Below are 17,435 nucleotides of genomic sequence, written 5' to 3' on the forward strand. Positions count from 1 at the left end.
AGCTGTGAGCGGTGGCTTATTGTTTCTATCGCCGGAGTGTTGCGTGGTTGAGTTTAACAATTAACCAGAATTGAAAAAATAGTGTGAACCCGGAATGCGCGTGCGTTCCGGGTTTTCCATGATGGCCGCTTAGAAATGGCCGCGCAGTTCTTCGGCGATGTCGAAGATATCGCCGACGATGCCGTACTTCGCGATCGAGAAGATCGACGCTTCGGGATCGGTATTGACGGCGATGATGTTCTCGACGTGCTTCATGCCCGCCATGTGCTGCACCGAGCCCGAAATACCCATTGCGATGTACAGCTTGCAGGCGGCTGCCGTCTTGCCGGACTGCCCGACCTGATGCGCCTTTGGCAGCCAGCCGGAATCCGCGATGGGACGCGAGCAGCCGAGCGTCGCGCCGAGTGAGCTGGCGAGTTCGCGGAACTGCTCGACATTGGTTTCCTCGCCGATGCCACGTCCGATCGACATGATGAAGTCGGCGCCGACGATATCGACGTCACCGCTGGCGGCCGGTTCTTCGAACGACAGATGAGCGCTGCGCGGTGTGACGGCCGGGGCGTCGAATGCGCTGACCTCGGGCGCGCCCGACGCGTCTGGCGACTTGAACGCACCCGGCCGCACGGTGACCACGGCGGTGGCGCGCCCGGGAAACTCGATCTCCATGTTGACCTTCTGCCCGTAGCCGGAGCGCGTGGCGATCCAGTCGTCGCCGTCGCGTGCGAGCCCGAACGCATCCGTGGTGAAGCCGTAGTTCCCCTTGACCGCGAGAGGCGCGGCGTAGCCCAGCGTGTCGATCGTATGCGGCAGCAGCACGAGCGACGGCTGGCGCGCTTCGATCAGCGCCTGCGTGACCGCCTGGTAGGTGTCGGGATCGAACGCATCGCTTGCCGTCTGCACGGTGACGATCTCGTCGACGCCTGCCAGCTTGAGCGCGTCGACGAACGCCGCGGGCGTTGCGCCCAGCACGGCGACCGTCACGCGTTCGCCGCCCGCCTCACGCGCGGCGCCGATCAGTTCGGTGCTCACGGGGCGCAGTTGCCCCTGACGATGTTCGGCAATAACCAGAATCCCGCTCATTACGCTTCTCCCCGAAGTTCCTTGATGATGCCCGCGAGGCGGGCGGCCTGTTCGGCGGGCGTGCCGTCGATCATCTGCGCGCGTCCGAGTTCGGGCACGTAGACGCGTCGGATGCGCGACAGCGATCCGCGCGCGCCTGTGTGCTCTGCAGGCAGACCGAGTGCATCCGGTGTCACGGCTTCGATCGGCCGCGACGCGGCCTGCTTGATGCCGCGCAGCGACGCGTAACGCGGCGTGTTGATGCCGAGCTGCAGCGTGAGCACGGCGGGACATTGCACGGTGACATTCGCATAGGCGCCGCCTTCCAGCTCACGGCGCGCGCTCGCCGTGCCCGCGCCCGGCGCATATTCGAGGCCCGCGACGACGGCCGCGTGCGGCCAGTCGAGCAGACCCGCGAGCGCCATCCCCGTCGCGCCATACGCATGGTCGGACGCCTGCACGCCGGCGAAGATCATGTCGGGCGCTTCGCGGCGTGCAAGCGCGGCGAGCGCGCGCGCGACGCCGACAGGATCGGCTTCGTCCAGTTCATCGCTCCAGATGCGGATCGCGCGGTCGGCGCCTTTCGCGAGGCACTTGCGCAGCTCTTCGTCGGCACGCTCGGGGCCGACGGTGACGACGACCACTTCGATGCCGCCGCCGTTGGCGCCTTCCTTGAGCCGCAGCGCTTCTTCAAGCGCATAGTGATCCCATTCGTTGAGGTCGAAGACGTGAAAGTCCGCCTCGACGTCGCGGGCGTCGTCGCGCAGCTCGAAATCCTCGTCGAGCGACGTGACCTGCTTGATGGTGACGAGTATCTTCATCCTGCCTCCTCCACTGATGTGGTCAATTGGTGGGTATCCCGTTCAGTCGATCCCGCTTCGTCAGCGGTGCGCCCTTGCTGGCGCTCCCGCTCGCGCGCGGCGGCGAGTGTGCCGGCGAGATGGCCGTACATGCGGGCGCGCGCTTCCATGTCCGGTTCGAAGCGCATGCGCCAGCGGTCCGCGTCGGTCAGGCTCGGATGCATGAACACCAGCACGCGGTGCAGCGGGTACGACTCGTCGCGCAACGGCAGCAACACGCGCCGCTGCGCATGACGATTGAGTATCACGGCACGCCGCACGTCGGGCGACGCATGCTGCGCGAGGCGCGCGAGTGTTGCCTGCGGCGTGCCGCGATGGCGCGCGACGCCTGCGAGCACGTCGATATCGTCGTCCTGCAACAGCCGGTGCAGCACGCTGCCGGGCAGTTCGTCGCGTAACGCGACGCCCGCGCGGACCCACGCGACCTCGTCGCTCGCGAGCAGCGTGAGTAGTGCGATCGGGCAACCCGCGTGACGCGTGACCGAGCGGCGCACGTCGGCGTCTGGATCGCGCGCGAGCCGGTCGAGCCAGCTGCGCGGGCAGGCGCGGTTGCGTGCGAGACTGCTGCGCACCCACACGTCGCCGTCCTCGGCGAGCCACTCCACGACCTTCAGGGGGAGGTCGTCGCGCACGGCGACCGCGCGCCTGACGAGCGAGTCCGCGTCGAAGCACAGCAGGACGAGCGCGCCTGCGGGCGTCGCCGGATTGGTGGCGGCGGCGCGACGCACTGCCGGGTCGTCATCGCGGGCGAGCGCGGTCAGAATCTCGTCGGCCGTGCGCACGTTCGACGCAAGGCTGCGCCGCTCCGCGCTCGATGCCGGCACCGTGCGCAACAGTTCGTCCGGACAGGCGCGATGACGCAGCACCTGGGCGCGCACGGCGCTTTCGCGTGTGCTGTGCCACAGCTGGTTCAGCGTGCGTGCATCGGTTGCGAAGTGAATCGCAAGCAGGCGTTGCAACGGCGCGATGCCGCGACCCGCCAGCTGCGCCAGCAGGTCAGGCTGTACGCCAACGTTTTCGCACAGAGAGCGCAAGGTCTCGATGCTGTCGGCGTGTGCCGCGATTTTCTGCAGCAGCGCGGGCGGCGCGAGCGGGTGGCGCGCGATCAGCTGCGCAAAGCGTTGCGCAACTTGCTCTGGCATGAGGCCTTCGAGCGACGCGGCAAGCGTTTGCAATCCGTCGGCGGGCGTGGCGGCATGACGGGCGAGGCGCGTCGCGAGTGTGCTGTCCGCGTCGGCGGTGGCGAACATGCAAAGCCGCGCCAGCACGGCAGACGGCGCATACGGACAGGCCGCGAGCGCGAGCCGCTCGCTGCGCGCACCGAACATGCGCGCCTCGAGCCGCTTGAGTTCCGCACCGCGTGCGTGCGGATGAAGCATCGCGCAAGCCAGTGCGTCGGGCGCGTCGAGCGCGAGCCGCATGAGTTCACGCCAGTGGCGACGCAGCCGCGCGTCGGCGCGTGCGGCGTTCGCGGCGCGCGGCGGGCTGTCGGCGAGATTGGCGGTCGGCGTCATGGCTGCGATGGATGGCTGCAGGTGTGTGGCTCAGGCGTCGGCCGTGACGCGGATATCGTCCGCGGGCGGGGCGTCGTCATTGACATCCACGAGGCTCTCGGCAATCAGCTCGATCAGCTCGCGCACGACGAAGCGTCCTTCGTAGCCGCTCGTTTTCAGCGCGTCTTCGAACATCGTCAGGTCTTTCGGGCAACATACGACGAACACTTCCAGACCTTCGATGCTGGCCGCTTCCTTCATGCGGTTTTGCGATGGCTTTTCCTGGCCGACGGGGTCGTTCATCCAGATGCGGCCGCCGCCTGCGCCGCAGCAGAACGAGTTGTCGCGCGAACGTTTCATTTCGACGAGTTCGCAGCCAAGCGCTTCGATGATCTGGCGCGGCGCGTCGTATCCCTTGTTGAAGCGGCCGAGGTGACACGGATCGTGGAAGGTCACGCGATAGCCGAGCTTGCGCTTCGGACGCAGCCGGCCTTCGGCGAGCATGCGCGCGACGAGGCTCGTGTAGTGCTCGATCTCGAAGTGGCCGCCGAAGTCCGGGTACTCGTTGCGGATGGTGTTGTACGAGTGCGGGTCCGTGGTGACGATGCGGCGGAATTGCGACGTGCCGAGCGTCGCGATGTTCTGCGTCGCGAGCACTTCGTAGAGGCCTTCCTCGCCGACGCGCCGCACATCGTTGCCCGCATTCGCTTCGCCTTCGAAGAGCAGACCGAAGTCCACCTCCGTATCGTGCAGCAGCGTGGCGAAGGCCTGCGTGACGCGCTGGTTACGCGGATCGAACGACGCGTAGTCGCCGACGAACCACAGTAGATCGACGGGCTCCTTGCGCGCGTCCTTGACCGGGAAGGGCAGCGATTTGGTCCACGCGGCGCGCTTGCGCTTCGATTCGTTAAACGAGTTGCCGTTCTTGTGGATGGCCTGCAACGTCTTCTGCACCTGCGGTTCCATGTTGCCGTCTTCGACGAGATTGCGGCGCAGTTGCACGATGATGGGCACGTGCTCGACGGCAACCGGGCAGATCTCCACGCATGCCATGCAGGTCCTGCACGACCAGACGGTTTCCATGAAGACCTGGCCGATGTCCTTGCCATGCACGTCGAGCTTGACTTCGTCGGGCAGCGTGTTTTTCTCCAGCGCTTCGTTGGCGAATTCACGCAGCGACAGGATCACGTCGCGCGGCGACAGCGGCGCACCGACGGCGCGCGCGGGGCACGCCTCATGGCAGCGGCCGCACTTGGTGCAGGCGTCGAGATTGAGCAGGTGTTTCCACGTGAAGTCGGTGATCGTCTTGTACCCGGCGCGCGGCGCGTCGGCCTCGACTTTCGGCAGGCGCTGCGCGGCGAGCGGATCGCGCATCAGCAGCGAGCCGCTCGCCGTGAAGATGTGCTTGACCTTGGTGTACGGAATCAACGCGATGAACGTCAGCGCGAGCGCGCCGTGAACCCACCACAGGCCCGTGCGCAGCACATACGCGGCCGGCGCGCTGAGCCCCGCGCCGCGCATGATCTCGGCGAGTAGCGCCGCGACGGGCGACCACCAGCGCGTGTCCCACACCACGGCGCGATCCTGCAGCCACACGAGGCGCAAGCCGCTCAGCACGAAGCCGGTGATGCCGATCAGCACGAGCGACCACAGGAAGGCCCAGTCTTCGCGCCGATATCCGCTGCGGTCGTAGTCGGGATCGCCTGGCTTGCGGTCGGGGCGCGTGTAATCGAGCTTCGGCGGTTTGATCCAGCCGCGCCGCACCATCATGTAGATCAACCCGCCGACGAGGGACAGGCCGGCGAGATTCATCGCCAGCTTGAAAAAGAGATAGAAGTTGCCGTTCCAGAAATGGAAGCCGAGAAAGCGCGCGGTGATGTCATAGTCGACGGTGACGGTCGCCGTGCCGAGGAACAGCCCCGCGAAGCCATAGAAAATGAAGCGATGTGCGCGGCCTGCTGCCGGGTCGCGGCGCGCGATCGTGCGATGGCTCAACACGACGCGCACCATGGCGCCGACGCGCTCGCGCAGATCGATCGGACCGCCTACGGGCTTGCCGCGCCGGTACTTGCGCACCTGCACATAGACGCCCCACGCGAACGCGGCCATCGCGCCGACGCCTGCCAGATAGAACAGTACGATCGCGAACGTGGGGAAACCCTCGAAAAGGATCCGGGTGACGTTGACGGGGTCGAAGTTCGCTGCGCTCGACATGGGTTCGTCCGTTGAATGAGTAAAAGGGGGCCCCGCCGCGGCATCGGCTGCACGGCTTGCCGGGTGACGGCGAGCCGGACGGCGCGATGCGCGTGGCGTCCTGACTGCGGTGAAGGGCGCAGGAAGCCGGCGGTGTTGCCGGCTTCCGTTGCTTACGGTGCGCTACTTCTTGTAGACGATCTCGAAGGTGCCGCCGGGTTTGTGCGGCGTGCCCCACACGGCCACTTCGCGCTTGTACGGCAGCGGAAACTGGGCGTTCTTCTCTTCGATCTCGCGTGCGAGGCGGTGGCCCGTGAAGGTTGCATCGGCGATCAGGCGCGGTGCTTCGGCATCGCCGATCAGGTACACGGCCTTGATGCCCTTGCCGTCCCACTCGCTTTCACGCTGCTTCAGTTCGCGGTACAGGCCGTCGTTCGAGCGGCGGGCCGTCACGAGCACGAGCGAATCGAACTCGAGCCAGCGGTGGGTCTTGTTCTCGTCGCGCGGCAACTGGCCAGCACCCTTGTACGTGCGGCGCGAACCGTCGCCCCAGATGTTGTAGATCTGGATGCGGCCCGGCTCGATGCGGCTGGCGAAGTGATCGCCGAGTTCATGCACGCCCAGTTCGTGCAGGCGGCGCATCATGTTCGGATACTCGAGCGTGAAGTGCATGTAGTTCGCGAGATGCACGCCGCTCACGATCGTCACTTCGTGACCGGCCGCCGCGAGTTTTTCGGCGAGGCTCGGCGCCATAAAGTACGTGTCGGCATTCAGGATCACGACGCGCTTGCCGATCGCCTTCTTGCCCGACAGCACCTGTTCGGGCGTCAGTTGGTCGGGCTGCGACGCGTCTGCGCCCGGAATCGGATCGTGCGTCAGGCAGTTGGTGCCGTCGCCGACCCAATGCGAGCCCGTGGCGATCACGACTTTCTCCGCGCCGTAGTCGAGCACGTCGTCGGCCGTGAGCGGCTTCTGACCGAGCGCAAGCTGGCTATGACGGTTCTTCTTCAGCAGCTTCGTGATCTGCGTCTCGCGATAGTCGCGGTGATAGCCCCATTCGCCGAGGCCCGGCAGCGTGACCACGCTGTTCAGATGGCCGCCGATCTTCTCCGCCTGATCGACGAGGTGCACCGTGTAGCCGCGTTGCATCAGCACGCGCGCGCACTCCGAGCCCGACGGGCCCGCGCCGACCACCAGCACCGAATCGTTCGAGCCGCATTCGGCGAACTTTTCCGGGTGCCAGCCGCGGCGGTATTCTTCACCGGCCGTCGCGTTCTGCGTGCAGATCATCGGCGGGCCGCCGATCTCCCAGCGCGAGATGCACACGTTGCAGCCGATGCACACGCGGATATCGTCGACGCGGCCTTCGTCGATCTTCTTCGGCAGGAACGGATCGGCAATCGACGGACGCGCCGCGCCGATGATGTCGGCAATGCCCTTGGTGACGATCTCCGTCATCTTCTCCGGGTCGGTGAAACGGCCGACGCCGAGCACGGGCTTCCTGGACACTTCCTTGATGAAGCGCGTCCACGGCACCTGATGCCCTTGCAGATAGAAGCGCGACGGGCCCGCGTCTTCACCCCATTCGGCGATGTCGCCGACATCGACGTCCCACAGGTCGACGAGCGAATCGGCCATCTCGACGAACTTCATGCCGTCCTTCTCGACTTCGATGCCGCCGCTGCCGTACAGCGAATCGACGGCGAAGCGCGTTGCGATCGCGCAGTCGCTGCCCACGGCGCGGCGCACTTTTTCCAGCGTTTCGAGCCAGAAACGCGCGCGGTTCTCGAGCGAGCCGCCGTAGCCGTCGGTGCGCTTGTTGTAGTACGGCGAAAGGAACTGGAGCGGCAGATACGAGTGCGCGCCGTACACATAGACGATATCGAAGCCGGCGTCGCGGGCCCGCAGCGCGGCATCGACGTAGAACTGCTGCACGTCGCGAATGTCGTCGAGATCCATCTCCTTGCAATACGTCAAGGTCTCGAACTCGGACGCGTACTGGCTCGGGCCGCGAGGCGTCGCGCGGCTTTCCATGCACGGTGCGTGCGCGCCGCCGTACCACATTTCGATGCCTGCCAGCGCGCCGTATTTGTGAACCTCCTCCGTCATCGCGCGCAGATTGCGCACGTCACCTTCGTCCCAGATGCGCGCTGAGAGACGATGCGTGTCGTCCGACTCGGGGTGGATCGAGCAGTACTCGGTATTCATTGCGCCCCAGCCGCCTTCGGCTTTCATCGAGCGGTGGGCGGCCTGAAAGCCCGGCAGGTTGCTGCCTGCGCCGATGCAGTGCGGAACCTGATAGAAGCGGTTGCGCAGGGTCTTGGGGCCAATCTGGATCGGTTGGAACAGCACGTCATGACGGGGATCGCGGGGCATGGAATATGTCTCCTTTAACATGGACTACCGGGACAAAGGCGGGCGACGGCCGGGCCCGTCGAACCCTCGACAGTTCTTGTACCTGGCGCGGCCTCTGTCGTTCTTGTGGCGGCGGCACGCGCGCTGTGACGCTGCATGTGCCGCCGTATCGCGGGGACTGCGGGTCAGGCGGCGACGCGGGTGCGCAGGCGCATCGGGTCGTAGAACGGTGTCTTGCTGACGACGCCGCTGAACTGGCCGGCCGCGTCGCGAATCTCGACCTTGGTGCCGAGCGCCGTGTGATTCGGCTTCAGGTGCACCATTGCGAGCGACTGCATCAGATAGCGGCTGAAGATCGCGCTCGTCACGACGCCGACCTGCTCGTCGCCGATGTAGATCGGCGAACCGGCGCTCACGGCCGCGTCGTGCCTGACGACCACGCCCGCCTGCTTCACGCGTTCCTTGCCGCGCGCCGCGAGCAGGGCCTCTTTGCCCACGTAGTCGCCTGCCTTGTCGAGGTCGACCATCCAGTCGAGGTTCAGCTCCCACGGCGTAGTGTCGCCTTCGGGCATGTCGAACGGATAGAAGAGCAGCGCGGCTTCGATGCGCGCGATTTCCAGCGACATCCACGATGCGGGCACGGCGCCGTGCGGCTTGCCCGCATCGAGAATGCCGTCCCACAGCGCGACGGCGTCGGCGGCTGCGCACGACACTTCGAAGCCCTGTTCGCCCGAATACCCGCCGCGCGACACGATAATGTTGCGGCCGAAGAGCTGGGTCTCGACGTGCGCGAAGTAGGGCAGCTTGTTCAGTTCGATGCCGATGTGCGGCTGCAGGATGTCGGTTGAACGCGGACCTTGCAGCGACAGCATATGGACGTCGAAGTCCTGGCGCCATTCCACGTTGCGCTTGTGCGCTGCGCGTTCGAGAAGCGACTGCGTGGTGCCGCCACCATGCGAGAGCCTGAAATGCTGTGGAGCGTCGTAGATCACCATCAGGTCGTCGCAGACCCCGCCGCGCTCGTCGACTTCGGCCGCGAGCCGCGCGGTGCCCGGCTTCATGCGGCTCACGTCGACCGCACAGATGCTGTCGATCACGGCTGCCGCATCGGGACCCGACACGCGCACGATATTGAGCGCGCTGATGTCGTAGAGGCCTGCTGCCGTGCGCACGGCCACCACGTCGTCATACGGATCGCCCGAGTAGTACCAGGGAATCGGCATGTCGTTCCAGGAGTCGCCATCGAGCTTCGAACCGAGCTCGCGATGACGGGCGTTGAGAATGGATTGCCTTGTCATGATGTTTTCCCGAAAGTAGGACCCGCTGCTGGGCAATGACTGCACGCGTTTGCTGTTGCGAAGGCGGCGATATCGGACGGGCTGGATGGGCCAGCGTCGATGAGCGCAAGTCTCTGCCGTTCAATTTCGCCCCACAATCGCCCGGTGGCACTACCTCCCGGTGGGTAGACGCGGGTACTCCGGCTGCGCCGGCGCAAGAAGAAAACCAGCGCGTCCGGCGGTGAAGCGAGACTGTACGTTTGCCGAAAGCGATTGGTAAAAGAGGCGGGAGCGCCAATGCGGGTGCGGCTCGTGCCGACGTTGGCCAGGCGCTCGCGCTGAGCGGGATGGCGTGACGGGCAGCGCTGCGCGCGACAACCATTACTGCGCAGGGACTACCCCCACTGAATCATTGATAAGCGTTTTTTGCAGGCCGATGCTACTTCCATGAATGCAACGACGCGAAGGACAGGCAGTGTCTGTCACTCACGCCCACAGCTGAGACTTATGGAGGTGTCGACGGCATGAATGCTTCGAGAACGATTCCCGTGCGAGTCGCACGCGTCGAAGGGGTGACGCAGGATGTGCGGCGCTTTACGCTCGAATGCGCCAGTGGGGGACGACTGCCGGCGTATTCGGCGGGCAGCCATGTCGTCGTGACGATGCGCGGCAAGGAACGCGTGTGGCGCAACGCCTATTCGCTCACGACGCCCGCCGGCGCGCGCGACGCATATCAGATCATGGTGCGGCGCGTGCCCCAGTCGCGCGGCGGTTCGGCCTTCATGCACAGCGAGGTGCGCGAAGGCAGCGAGCTGGACATCTCGATGCCGTCGAACTTCTTCCCGATCGCCCGGCGCGGCGCGAAGCACGTGATGATCGCGGGCGGAATCGGCCTCACGCCGTTCCTGTCGATGCTGCCCGAGCTGGCGCAGGCAGGTGCGCGCGTCGAGATGCATCTGTGCTGCCGTCCCGAAGACGAGGCGTCGTTCAGCGAACTGATCGCACAGCGCACGACGGGCGGCATCGCCGTGTACACCGACCTGTGCGACGCGAGCGAGCGCTTCGGCGCGATGCTCGCGCGGCAACCGGCCGGCACGCATCTCTATACATGCGGACCAGAAGGCCTGATGAGCGGCGTGGCGAGCACGGCGCGCGCGCTGGGCTGGCCCGCGAGTCATTTCCATCAGGAGAGTTTCGGCGGCGGCTCGCACGGCGCGCCCTTTACCGCCGTGCTTGCGCAAAGCGGGCGCGAAGTCAGGGTGCGAAGCGACGAAAGCCTGCTCGAGGCGCTGGAGCGCGAAGGTGTCGACGCGCCGTACATGTGCCGCGGCGGCGCATGCGGCACCTGCGCACTCGATGTACTCGAAGGCGAGCCGGATCATCGGGACTTCTGCCTCGGCGAGGCCGAGCGGGCCACGGGATGTCAGATGCTGCCCTGTGTGTCGCGCGCGCGGGGCGAACGCCTCGTGCTGAACATCTAACGTAAGGGGGCTCTCATGGCTATCGACTTCAAGACGGACGAAACTTTCCGTGACACCTATACGTTTCGCAACAGCGACGAGGCGATCCTGCGTTTTCCATTTCCGTTTCCCGAAGACGCGTACATGTATTCGATCAATATCGAGCCGCATGTGAAGGAAGGCAACTCGCCCGTGTTCCTGTCGACCTTCGACATCGACGAGCATTACGTGGCCGAGTGCCGCGACCGCGCGCTGACGCTCGAACGCGATCCGCTGCGCTGCCAGGTGCTGGACCATATGGACCCGGCGCAATGGGACACGCTCGAACTGATCATGGAGAGCCTGGCCGAAGATTACCCCGAGCATTTCTCGCTGACGCGCAACGGCGATCAATGGACGTGGATCAACCGTCCGCTCGGTCTCGAACAGACGTTCACGTTCGGCGATGCAAGCACGCTGCCGTGTTCACCGTTCGAGTACATCACGCGCCAGGCGCAGGGCGACTACGTGCTGATCGACCATCGCGACGACAACCTGTTCATGGACGGCGGCATGGTCACGACGCAGGCTGACTGGTCGCTCGACTTCGACCTTGGCATGAACTTCATGGAGTGGCACGGCCCGGTTCCCCTCGCGCACCAGGCAGGCATTTTCGAACGCGCGCTGAAATTCCTGTTGCGGCTGCAACTGGGTGCGCCCGTACGCCGGCTGAACTGGACGATGACGGTCAATCCGCGGCTCGATACTTCGCCGGAGCATTACCACGAGTGGGGGCGCGACCGCGCGAGCGTGACGCCGCAGAACGTCGGCGACAAGCTGCATCTGCGCGTGGAATTGCAGACGCTGTTCCGCCTCCCGCGCAGTAACGCGATTCTCTTTTGCGTGCGCTGCTACCTGATCGGCGTCGGCGAACTGGCGCGTGTGCCGAAGTGGGGCAAGCGCCTGCATCGGGTGCTGTCTACGCTGCCGCCCGAGCTTGCGGAGTACAAGGGCATTACGCGCTACCGGCAGACGGCCATCGACTGGCTCGCGCCGCTAGACGACGGCGCAGCGCTGTCGAAGGGCACGCACCCCGAAGTCGAGCGGCTCGGGGAGGAAGTGGCATAGAAGGGCATTTGCCGGGGGCACGCCTGCGGGGGTGCACGCCTTAAACGATTTACGCCGTGAACAACCACAAGCTGTTGCAGTGTTTCCTTCCCGCGTTCGCGCCGCCGTGTCGCGGGGGCGGGGTGCTTTCACGCGGAACGATTCCCACAATCGGTATTCCACCGGAAAAAGGACGACAGTTATGAGTGCGGTTTCCGAAGACTACGCTGCCGAGGCAGCAGACGGTACCTTGCATCGAAAGATCAGCTGGACGGGTGCATTCTGGGTGGCGAGCGGCGTGCCCGCGCTCGTCCTCTTTTCGATCGGGTCAATAGCGGCGACGGTCGGCAAGCTGTCGTGGGCGGTGTGGATCGTCTCGATCGGCCTCGGCTTCATCCAGTCGTTCTCGTATGCGGAGATAGCCGGTCTCTTTCCTCACAAGTCGGGTGGCGCGTCGGTGTATGGCGCGATTGCGTGGGTGCGCTATTCGAAGCTCTTCGCGCCGCTTTCGGTGTGGTGCAACTGGTTTGCATGGTCGCCCGTGCTCGCGATCGGCTCGGGGCTCGCGGCGGGCTACATACTGTCCGTGCTGTTTCCCGCGGATGCAGCGATCAACACCTGGCAGGTCACGCTGGTGAGTCTCGACTGGATCCGTTCGGGCCTGAGTCTGCGGATCAACTCGACCTTCATACTCGGTGCGGTCGTGCTGCTGGTCACATTCGCGATCCAGCACCGCGGCATTCTGAACGCGGCGCGCATCCAGACGATACTTGGCGTGGCCGCACTGGTGCCGCTGATTCTCGTCGGCACCGTGCCGCTCTTCAGCGGCGATCTGCCGTTGCACAACCTGTTTCCGCTCGTGCCGTTCACGAAGGACAGCGCGGGGCAGATCGTCGACGGCACATGGGACCGCGCGGGCATCACGCTGATGGCGGGCGGGCTGTTCATCGCGGCGTGGTCCACGTATGGCTTCGAAACGGCCGTCTGCTACACGCGTGAATTCCGCGATCCGAAGGTCGACACGTTCAAGGCCATTCTGTATTCCGGGCTGCTGTGCATCTTCGTGTTCACGATCGTGCCGCTGGCGTTCCAGGGCGTGCTGGGTCTCGGCCACATGGTCACGCCCGCCGTCAAGGACGCCGCGGGCAACATCGTGACGCCCGCCGTGTACGACGGCATGCTTTCGCCCGATATCTACAGCGGCATGGGTGTCGCGAAAGCGATGGCGCCGATGATCCACGGCGGTCTGCTGGTCGAACGCGTGCTGATCGTGATGCTGGTGCTGGCGCTCGTGCTGGCTATCATGACATCGATGGCGGGCTCGTCGCGTACGCTGTACCAGGCCTCCGTCGACGGCTGGCTGCCGAAGTACCTGTCGCATGTCAACGAACACGGCGCGCCCACCCGCGCGATGTGGACGGACCTGTGCTTCAACCTGGTCTTGCTGTTGATGTCCGACTATGTCTTCGTGCTGGCGATGTCGAATGTCGGCTACATCATCTTCAATTTCCTGAACCTGAATTCCGCGTGGATCCACCGGCTGGACCGCCCGGACTGGAGCAGGCCGTTCCGCGCCCCGAACTGGCTGCTCGCGCTCGGCACACTGTTCTCGTTCGTCAATCTTGCGCTGCTCGGCATGGGTGCGGATATCTGGGGGTCCGGCACGCTGATCTCTGGCCTGTGCTTCGCGGCGCTGATCTTGCCTGTGTTCCTGTTCCGCCACTACGTGACCGACAAGGGGCATTTCCCCGATGCGATGAAGGAAGACATGCAGCTCGTCGGCTCGCAACGCGTGGCGCGGCGAGCGGGCATCCTGCCTTATGTGACGGTGGCGGCGGGCATCGTGGTGGTCGCGGTCACGCACAGCCTTGCCATCTACTGAACCCGCACGGAATGGATGAAACTGCCATGATGTCGACCAACAAGAGCCGGCCCGAATATGCGCGGTTGGCTCCCGATCTGCAAGGCACACGCCACTGGTTCATCACCGACGGCGCGAGCGCCGAGGATTGCGTTCGCGCGAGCCTCGCACTCGCCGGACTCTCGCCGATGGAAGTGTGGGAGGTGCACGATGCCGCGCGACACGCGTCAGGTGTCACGTTCCACGAAGCGAAAGAGCGCGTCTTCGCCGATGCCGCCGCGTTGTATGCGGCATTCGACGAGGCGCTGCGCGACCCGGCGGTTGCGACCATCGGCCTGCGCATCTATGTGCTCGGCAGCGAGCCGTTCATCTGGTCGATCCGGCGCATCGCCGAGCACCACGCGCTTGCGGCGGAAGCCGTCCGGCTGCAGCGCAGCGGCACGCTGCAGCGCCGCGTCTACTGCATTCACTGTCATGCGTTCAACGAAGCCGTGACACGGAACGTCGTGACGTGCTGCGGATGCGGACTTCAACTGCTCGTGCGCGATCATTTTTCACGGCGCCTCGCTTCGTTCATGGGCGTGCAGGCGGATGCCGAAGTACCGGGCGAACTGCCTGCCATCACCCAGCCCTATCTGTAGTCCGCTGTCGTTCTTTCCAGGTCTGATCGACACGCTCATCGCGCTGCTTCGGCGGCGCGATGAGTATGCGCGCATCGCCATGTTGCGCGAGGTCGCGCCACCTCACGTTAACCCACCGCCAGTCATGAGAAAGAGGCTTCGATGAATGAACTACCTCGCTATGCAGCGCTTTTCGCGCTGTGTCTGTGTGCAAGTGGAACCAGCTACGCGCAAAGCGCCGTCACGCTTTACGGCGTGCTCGATGACGGCTTGAACTACACCAGCAACGCGGGCGGACACCATGCGTTTGCAATGGTGAGCGGCGATACGGCCGAAACGAGTTTTGGCCTGAAAGGAACGGAAGATCTCGGCGGCGGACTGAGCGCGATCTTCACCCTCGAAAGCGGCGTCAACATCAACAGCGGCCAGCTCAACGAAGGCGGCCGTCTGTTCGGGCGGCAAGCGTTCGTGGGATTATCGTCCGCGCCCGCGGGCACGCTCACGTTCGGCCGGCAATACGATGCAACGATCGATATGTGGAGTCCGTTCACGGCGGCCGGAAACTCGATCGGCGATCTCGCCGCGCATCCTTTCGACAACGACAACGCAGATTTCGACTTCCGGCTCAGCAACTCGGTGAAGTACGTTTCGCCGACACTCGCCGGCTTCCAGCTGGAAGGCGTGTACGGCTTCAGCAACGCGACGAACTTCGCGTCGAACCGCGCGTATAGCGCGGGCGTGACGTATGGCACGGGGCCGTTATCCGTCGCGCTGGCCTACCTGCATCTGAACGGCGCGGGGACGGGAACCAACGGCGCCGTGACTTCGGACTCCGTGTTCGTCGCGACGCGGCAGCAGAATATCGTTGCGGGCGTGAAGTGGACCTTCTCGAATAACGCGAACGTGGCATTAGCGTATTCGCACGTCGACGTCAGGTCCCCCACGGGCAACGGGTACGCGCCAGATATCGGAACGCAGACATGGACGTCGTGGAAGTTCGATAACATCGAGATCAACGGGCAGTATTACTTCATGCCGGATCTCTCGCTGACGGGCGCGTACACGTTCACGCACGGAAAGCTCGAATCCACGGCGGGGAGCGACAGTCCGAACTGGCACCAGGTCGCGCTGATGCTGAACTACAGCCTTAGCAAACGCACCTCGGTCTATGTGCAGGGCGCCTGGCAACACACCAACGCGAACACGGGCACCGATCTCGATGCCGCGCATATCGTCGGCTCCGCCGGACTGTCGTCGTCTGGAAACCAGGCCGTTGCGCGGCTCGCGATGTCGCACAAGTTCTAGCGCATGCCGGCCCCGCTCGTCGCGCGCGCCTTGTACGCGGCGAGCGCGGTGGGGACGAACGTCAGCACCACGCGGGAGCCCCGTTCGGCCGGCTTCACTTCGAGCCGTCCGCCCAGGCTGCGGGCGCGCTCGCGCATGATCGACAGGCCGTAGTGGTGTTCGTCGCCTTCTGTGCGATTGATGCCGCGGCCGTCGTCGTCGATCGATACGGTCATCGTGCGGCCGTCCGACATCAGCTGCACCTGAGCCGTGGTGGCGCGCGCATGGCGAAGCACATTGGTCAGCGCCTCGCGCACGATCTGCGCGACGTGCATTTCCTCGTTGACGGACAGACGCATGCGCGGCACACGGTTGTCGATCGAGATCTGCACTTCGCTGCGCGAGCCAAATTCCTCGGCAAGTTCTTCCAGCGTGGATGCGAGGCCATGCGCGTGCATCGGCGAACGGAAGGTGGTGAGCAGTTCGCGCAACTGCCGGTAAGCGCTGTCGATGCCTTCGCGAATGCCGCGTGCGATTTCGGCGATGTCGGACTGCGACAGTTCGGGCGGCAGCACGGCCTGCAGGCGAGCCAGCTGTATCTTCATGTACGACAGCGATTGCGCGAGCGAGTCGTGCAGTTCACGCGCGATCGCATTGCGTTCTTCGAACAGCGCCATGCGCCGGTCGCGCACGTCGCGGCTGAGATTGGAGATCGCGTGCGCGAGCACGCTCGCGATGGTCTCGATCAGATATAGGTGGCGCAGTTCGAAGCGCGTCTCCGGCTCGCCCTCCGCGATCAGCACACCGTAGCTCGCGAGCGGCACGCGCACGGGCGCGGCCAGCACGGGCGGCGGCACCTCGCCGTTATCGAGCGGCGGGAAGGTATGCGTGCCTGCCAGCGTCATCAGCTCGTTCGTCACGCGTGAGCGCACGATGGCGGGCACATCGCCATTGGGTGCGACGACGGGATCGATGTCGAGCAGCTGTGCCGTCGATTCCGTGACCACCAGCGCGATGCGCTGCGCGCGCAGCACGCCGACCAGACGTTGCAGCAGCGCTTCGAGCGTGCGGCCGGACGGTTCTTCTTCGGCGAGCTGGGCGCAGATGTGATGCAGCAGCTCGAGTGACTGGTCGGCGAACGTAATATAGTCTTCGACGATGCGCTTGAGCCGCACGGACTCGTCCTGCTCCGTGCGAAGCCGCACGGCGAGCTCGGCCTGAAGCTTCAGCAGGCGCTCGATTTCGTCGCGGCCTTGCGGCACGCTCAGCCCCGTTTCGACGAGCGCCTGCAATGCCGCACGCGGCCGTGCAACGAGCGTGCGGCGTGCGCCCCATGCGAGCGACACCACGCCGAAGATCAGCAGGCACACGGTGCAGGCTTGCAACAGTCCGAGCACGGCGGCGTGCACCTCGCGCTGATACGCCACGTGCGCGCGCAACGCGCCGAGCGCCGCGAGCTTTGCATCCGGTTTGCCCGTGTGCTCCGGCGCAGCCGACGCATTCGCGGCCGCCAGCGCGCCGCCGATTTCCGGCGTCGGCGCGCCGCGTTGCCTCCAGTCCGTCAGTAGCGTATCGTTGCTGACAAGCGAGTCGGCCAGTTCCCTCAATGCACGCGCGGTGTCGGGCGAAGCCGTTTGCAGGCTCGCGGCCTTGCGGTCCAGCCGCATGGCTTCGTCGAGCGAGAACAGCGTCTGCCGGAAGCCTTCGCTTCCTCTTGTCTGCATGAACGCGCCCAGGTAAAGCACGGTGATCAGGGCGACGATGCAGGCAAGCAGCAAGCAGACTTTCGCGTAGAGCGGATAGCGGTGAATGCGCGCAGACTTGTCGATATTCATGGGCGGTCAGGTGAGTTCGCGCAGCGTTGGTGAGTTCGCGCGGCGTTGGCGA

General features: G+C 65.1%; 12 protein-coding genes. 5 read left to right on the plus strand and 7 right to left on the minus strand.

Going from position 1 to position 17,435, the window contains the following annotated elements:
- Window positions 1–129: 129 nt before the first annotated feature.
- The 6 genes from BPHY_RS29775 to BPHY_RS29800 all read right to left on the minus strand — a co-directional run bounded on the left by BPHY_RS29775 (window position 130) and on the right by BPHY_RS29800 (window position 9,258).
- Window positions 130–1,080 carry an electron transfer flavoprotein subunit alpha/FixB family protein gene (locus tag BPHY_RS29775; protein ID WP_012405180.1) on the minus strand — a complete coding sequence of 317 codons (951 nt, stop codon included), beginning with the start codon at window positions 1,078–1,080 and terminating at the stop codon, window positions 130–132.
- Window positions 1,080–1,880: an electron transfer flavoprotein subunit beta/FixA family protein gene (locus BPHY_RS29780; RefSeq protein ID WP_012405181.1), complete on the minus strand. Its 801-nt coding sequence runs from the start codon at window positions 1,878–1,880 to the stop codon at window positions 1,080–1,082. The genes BPHY_RS29775 and BPHY_RS29780 overlap by 1 nt, the downstream gene beginning before the upstream one ends.
- Window positions 1,877–3,433, minus strand: coding sequence for a hypothetical protein (locus BPHY_RS29785; RefSeq protein ID WP_012405182.1), 1,557 nt, complete (start codon window positions 3,431–3,433; stop codon window positions 1,877–1,879). Before BPHY_RS29785 ends, BPHY_RS29780 begins: the two co-directional genes overlap by 4 nt.
- 30 nt (window positions 3,434–3,463) lie before the next feature.
- The gene (locus BPHY_RS29790) at window positions 3,464–5,626 is read right to left on the minus strand and encodes a heterodisulfide reductase-related iron-sulfur binding cluster (RefSeq protein WP_012405183.1); all 2,163 of its coding nucleotides are present in this window, start codon (window positions 5,624–5,626) and stop codon (window positions 3,464–3,466) included.
- 162 nt (window positions 5,627–5,788) lie between these two features.
- On the minus strand, window positions 5,789–7,981 hold the full coding sequence (locus BPHY_RS29795) for an oxidoreductase (RefSeq protein WP_012405184.1): 2,193 nt from the start codon (window positions 7,979–7,981) through the stop codon (window positions 5,789–5,791).
- A 164-nt stretch (window positions 7,982–8,145) separates the two neighbouring features.
- Window positions 8,146–9,258 carry an aminomethyltransferase family protein gene (locus BPHY_RS29800; protein ID WP_012405185.1) on the minus strand — a complete coding sequence of 371 codons (1,113 nt, stop codon included), beginning with the start codon at window positions 9,256–9,258 and terminating at the stop codon, window positions 8,146–8,148.
- Between the two features lie 503 nt (window positions 9,259–9,761).
- On the opposite strand from BPHY_RS29800, the gene BPHY_RS29805 reads away from it, so the two are divergent.
- From BPHY_RS29805 to BPHY_RS29825, 5 genes are all read left to right on the plus strand, one after another.
- A complete protein-coding gene (locus tag BPHY_RS29805; RefSeq protein WP_012405186.1) occupies window positions 9,762–10,718 on the plus strand; it encodes a PDR/VanB family oxidoreductase in 957 nt (318 codons plus the stop codon).
- Window positions 10,719–10,733: 15 nt separating this feature from the next.
- On the plus strand, window positions 10,734–11,804 hold the full coding sequence (locus BPHY_RS29810; protein WP_012405187.1) for a heme-dependent oxidative N-demethylase family protein: 1,071 nt from the start codon (window positions 10,734–10,736) through the stop codon (window positions 11,802–11,804).
- Between the two features lie 181 nt (window positions 11,805–11,985).
- On the plus strand, window positions 11,986–13,665 hold the full coding sequence (locus tag BPHY_RS29815; protein WP_012405188.1) for an APC family permease: 1,680 nt from the start codon (window positions 11,986–11,988) through the stop codon (window positions 13,663–13,665).
- A gap of 26 nt (window positions 13,666–13,691) precedes the next feature.
- Window positions 13,692–14,285: a dimethylamine monooxygenase subunit DmmA family protein gene (locus tag BPHY_RS29820; RefSeq protein ID WP_041766027.1), complete on the plus strand. Its 594-nt coding sequence runs from the start codon at window positions 13,692–13,694 to the stop codon at window positions 14,283–14,285.
- Window positions 14,286–14,426: 141 nt separating this feature from the next.
- The gene (locus BPHY_RS29825) at window positions 14,427–15,569 is read left to right on the plus strand and encodes a porin (RefSeq protein WP_012405190.1); all 1,143 of its coding nucleotides are present in this window, start codon (window positions 14,427–14,429) and stop codon (window positions 15,567–15,569) included.
- Here the strand turns inward: BPHY_RS29825 and BPHY_RS29830 are convergent.
- Entirely contained in the window at window positions 15,566–17,383 is a 1,818-nt protein-coding gene (locus tag BPHY_RS29830; protein ID WP_012405191.1) for a histidine kinase, read from the minus strand. The two genes, BPHY_RS29825 and BPHY_RS29830, sit on opposite strands and share 4 nt — an antisense overlap.
- Window positions 17,384–17,435 lie beyond the last annotated feature (52 nt).

Origin of the sequence: Paraburkholderia phymatum STM815 (genome assembly GCF_000020045.1) — a bacterium.
Classification (GTDB): Bacteria; Pseudomonadota; Gammaproteobacteria; order Burkholderiales; family Burkholderiaceae; genus Paraburkholderia; species Paraburkholderia phymatum.

Excerpts from the sequence above, each read along its gene's own strand:
- BPHY_RS29775 (WP_012405180.1), bottom strand. The coding sequence starts at position 1,080 with ATGAGCGGGATTCTGGTTATTGCCGAACATCGTCAGGGGCAACTGCGC.
- BPHY_RS29780 (WP_012405181.1), bottom strand. The coding sequence starts at position 1,880 with ATGAAGATACTCGTCACCATCAAGCAGGTCACGTCGCTCGACGAGGAT.
- BPHY_RS29785 (WP_012405182.1), bottom strand. The coding sequence starts at position 3,433 with ATGACGCCGACCGCCAATCTCGCCGACAGCCCGCCGCGCGCCGCGAAC.
- BPHY_RS29790 (WP_012405183.1), bottom strand. The coding sequence starts at position 5,626 with ATGTCGAGCGCAGCGAACTTCGACCCCGTCAACGTCACCCGGATCCTT.
- BPHY_RS29795 (WP_012405184.1), bottom strand. The coding sequence starts at position 7,981 with ATGCCCCGCGATCCCCGTCATGACGTGCTGTTCCAACCGATCCAGATT.
- BPHY_RS29800 (WP_012405185.1), bottom strand. The coding sequence starts at position 9,258 with ATGACAAGGCAATCCATTCTCAACGCCCGTCATCGCGAGCTCGGTTCG.
- BPHY_RS29805 (WP_012405186.1), top strand. The coding sequence starts at position 9,762 with ATGAATGCTTCGAGAACGATTCCCGTGCGAGTCGCACGCGTCGAAGGG.
- BPHY_RS29810 (WP_012405187.1), top strand. The coding sequence starts at position 10,734 with ATGGCTATCGACTTCAAGACGGACGAAACTTTCCGTGACACCTATACG.
- BPHY_RS29815 (WP_012405188.1), top strand. The coding sequence starts at position 11,986 with ATGAGTGCGGTTTCCGAAGACTACGCTGCCGAGGCAGCAGACGGTACC.
- BPHY_RS29820 (WP_041766027.1), top strand. The coding sequence starts at position 13,692 with ATGATGTCGACCAACAAGAGCCGGCCCGAATATGCGCGGTTGGCTCCC.
- BPHY_RS29825 (WP_012405190.1), top strand. The coding sequence starts at position 14,427 with ATGAATGAACTACCTCGCTATGCAGCGCTTTTCGCGCTGTGTCTGTGT.
- BPHY_RS29830 (WP_012405191.1), bottom strand. The coding sequence starts at position 17,383 with ATGAATATCGACAAGTCTGCGCGCATTCACCGCTATCCGCTCTACGCG.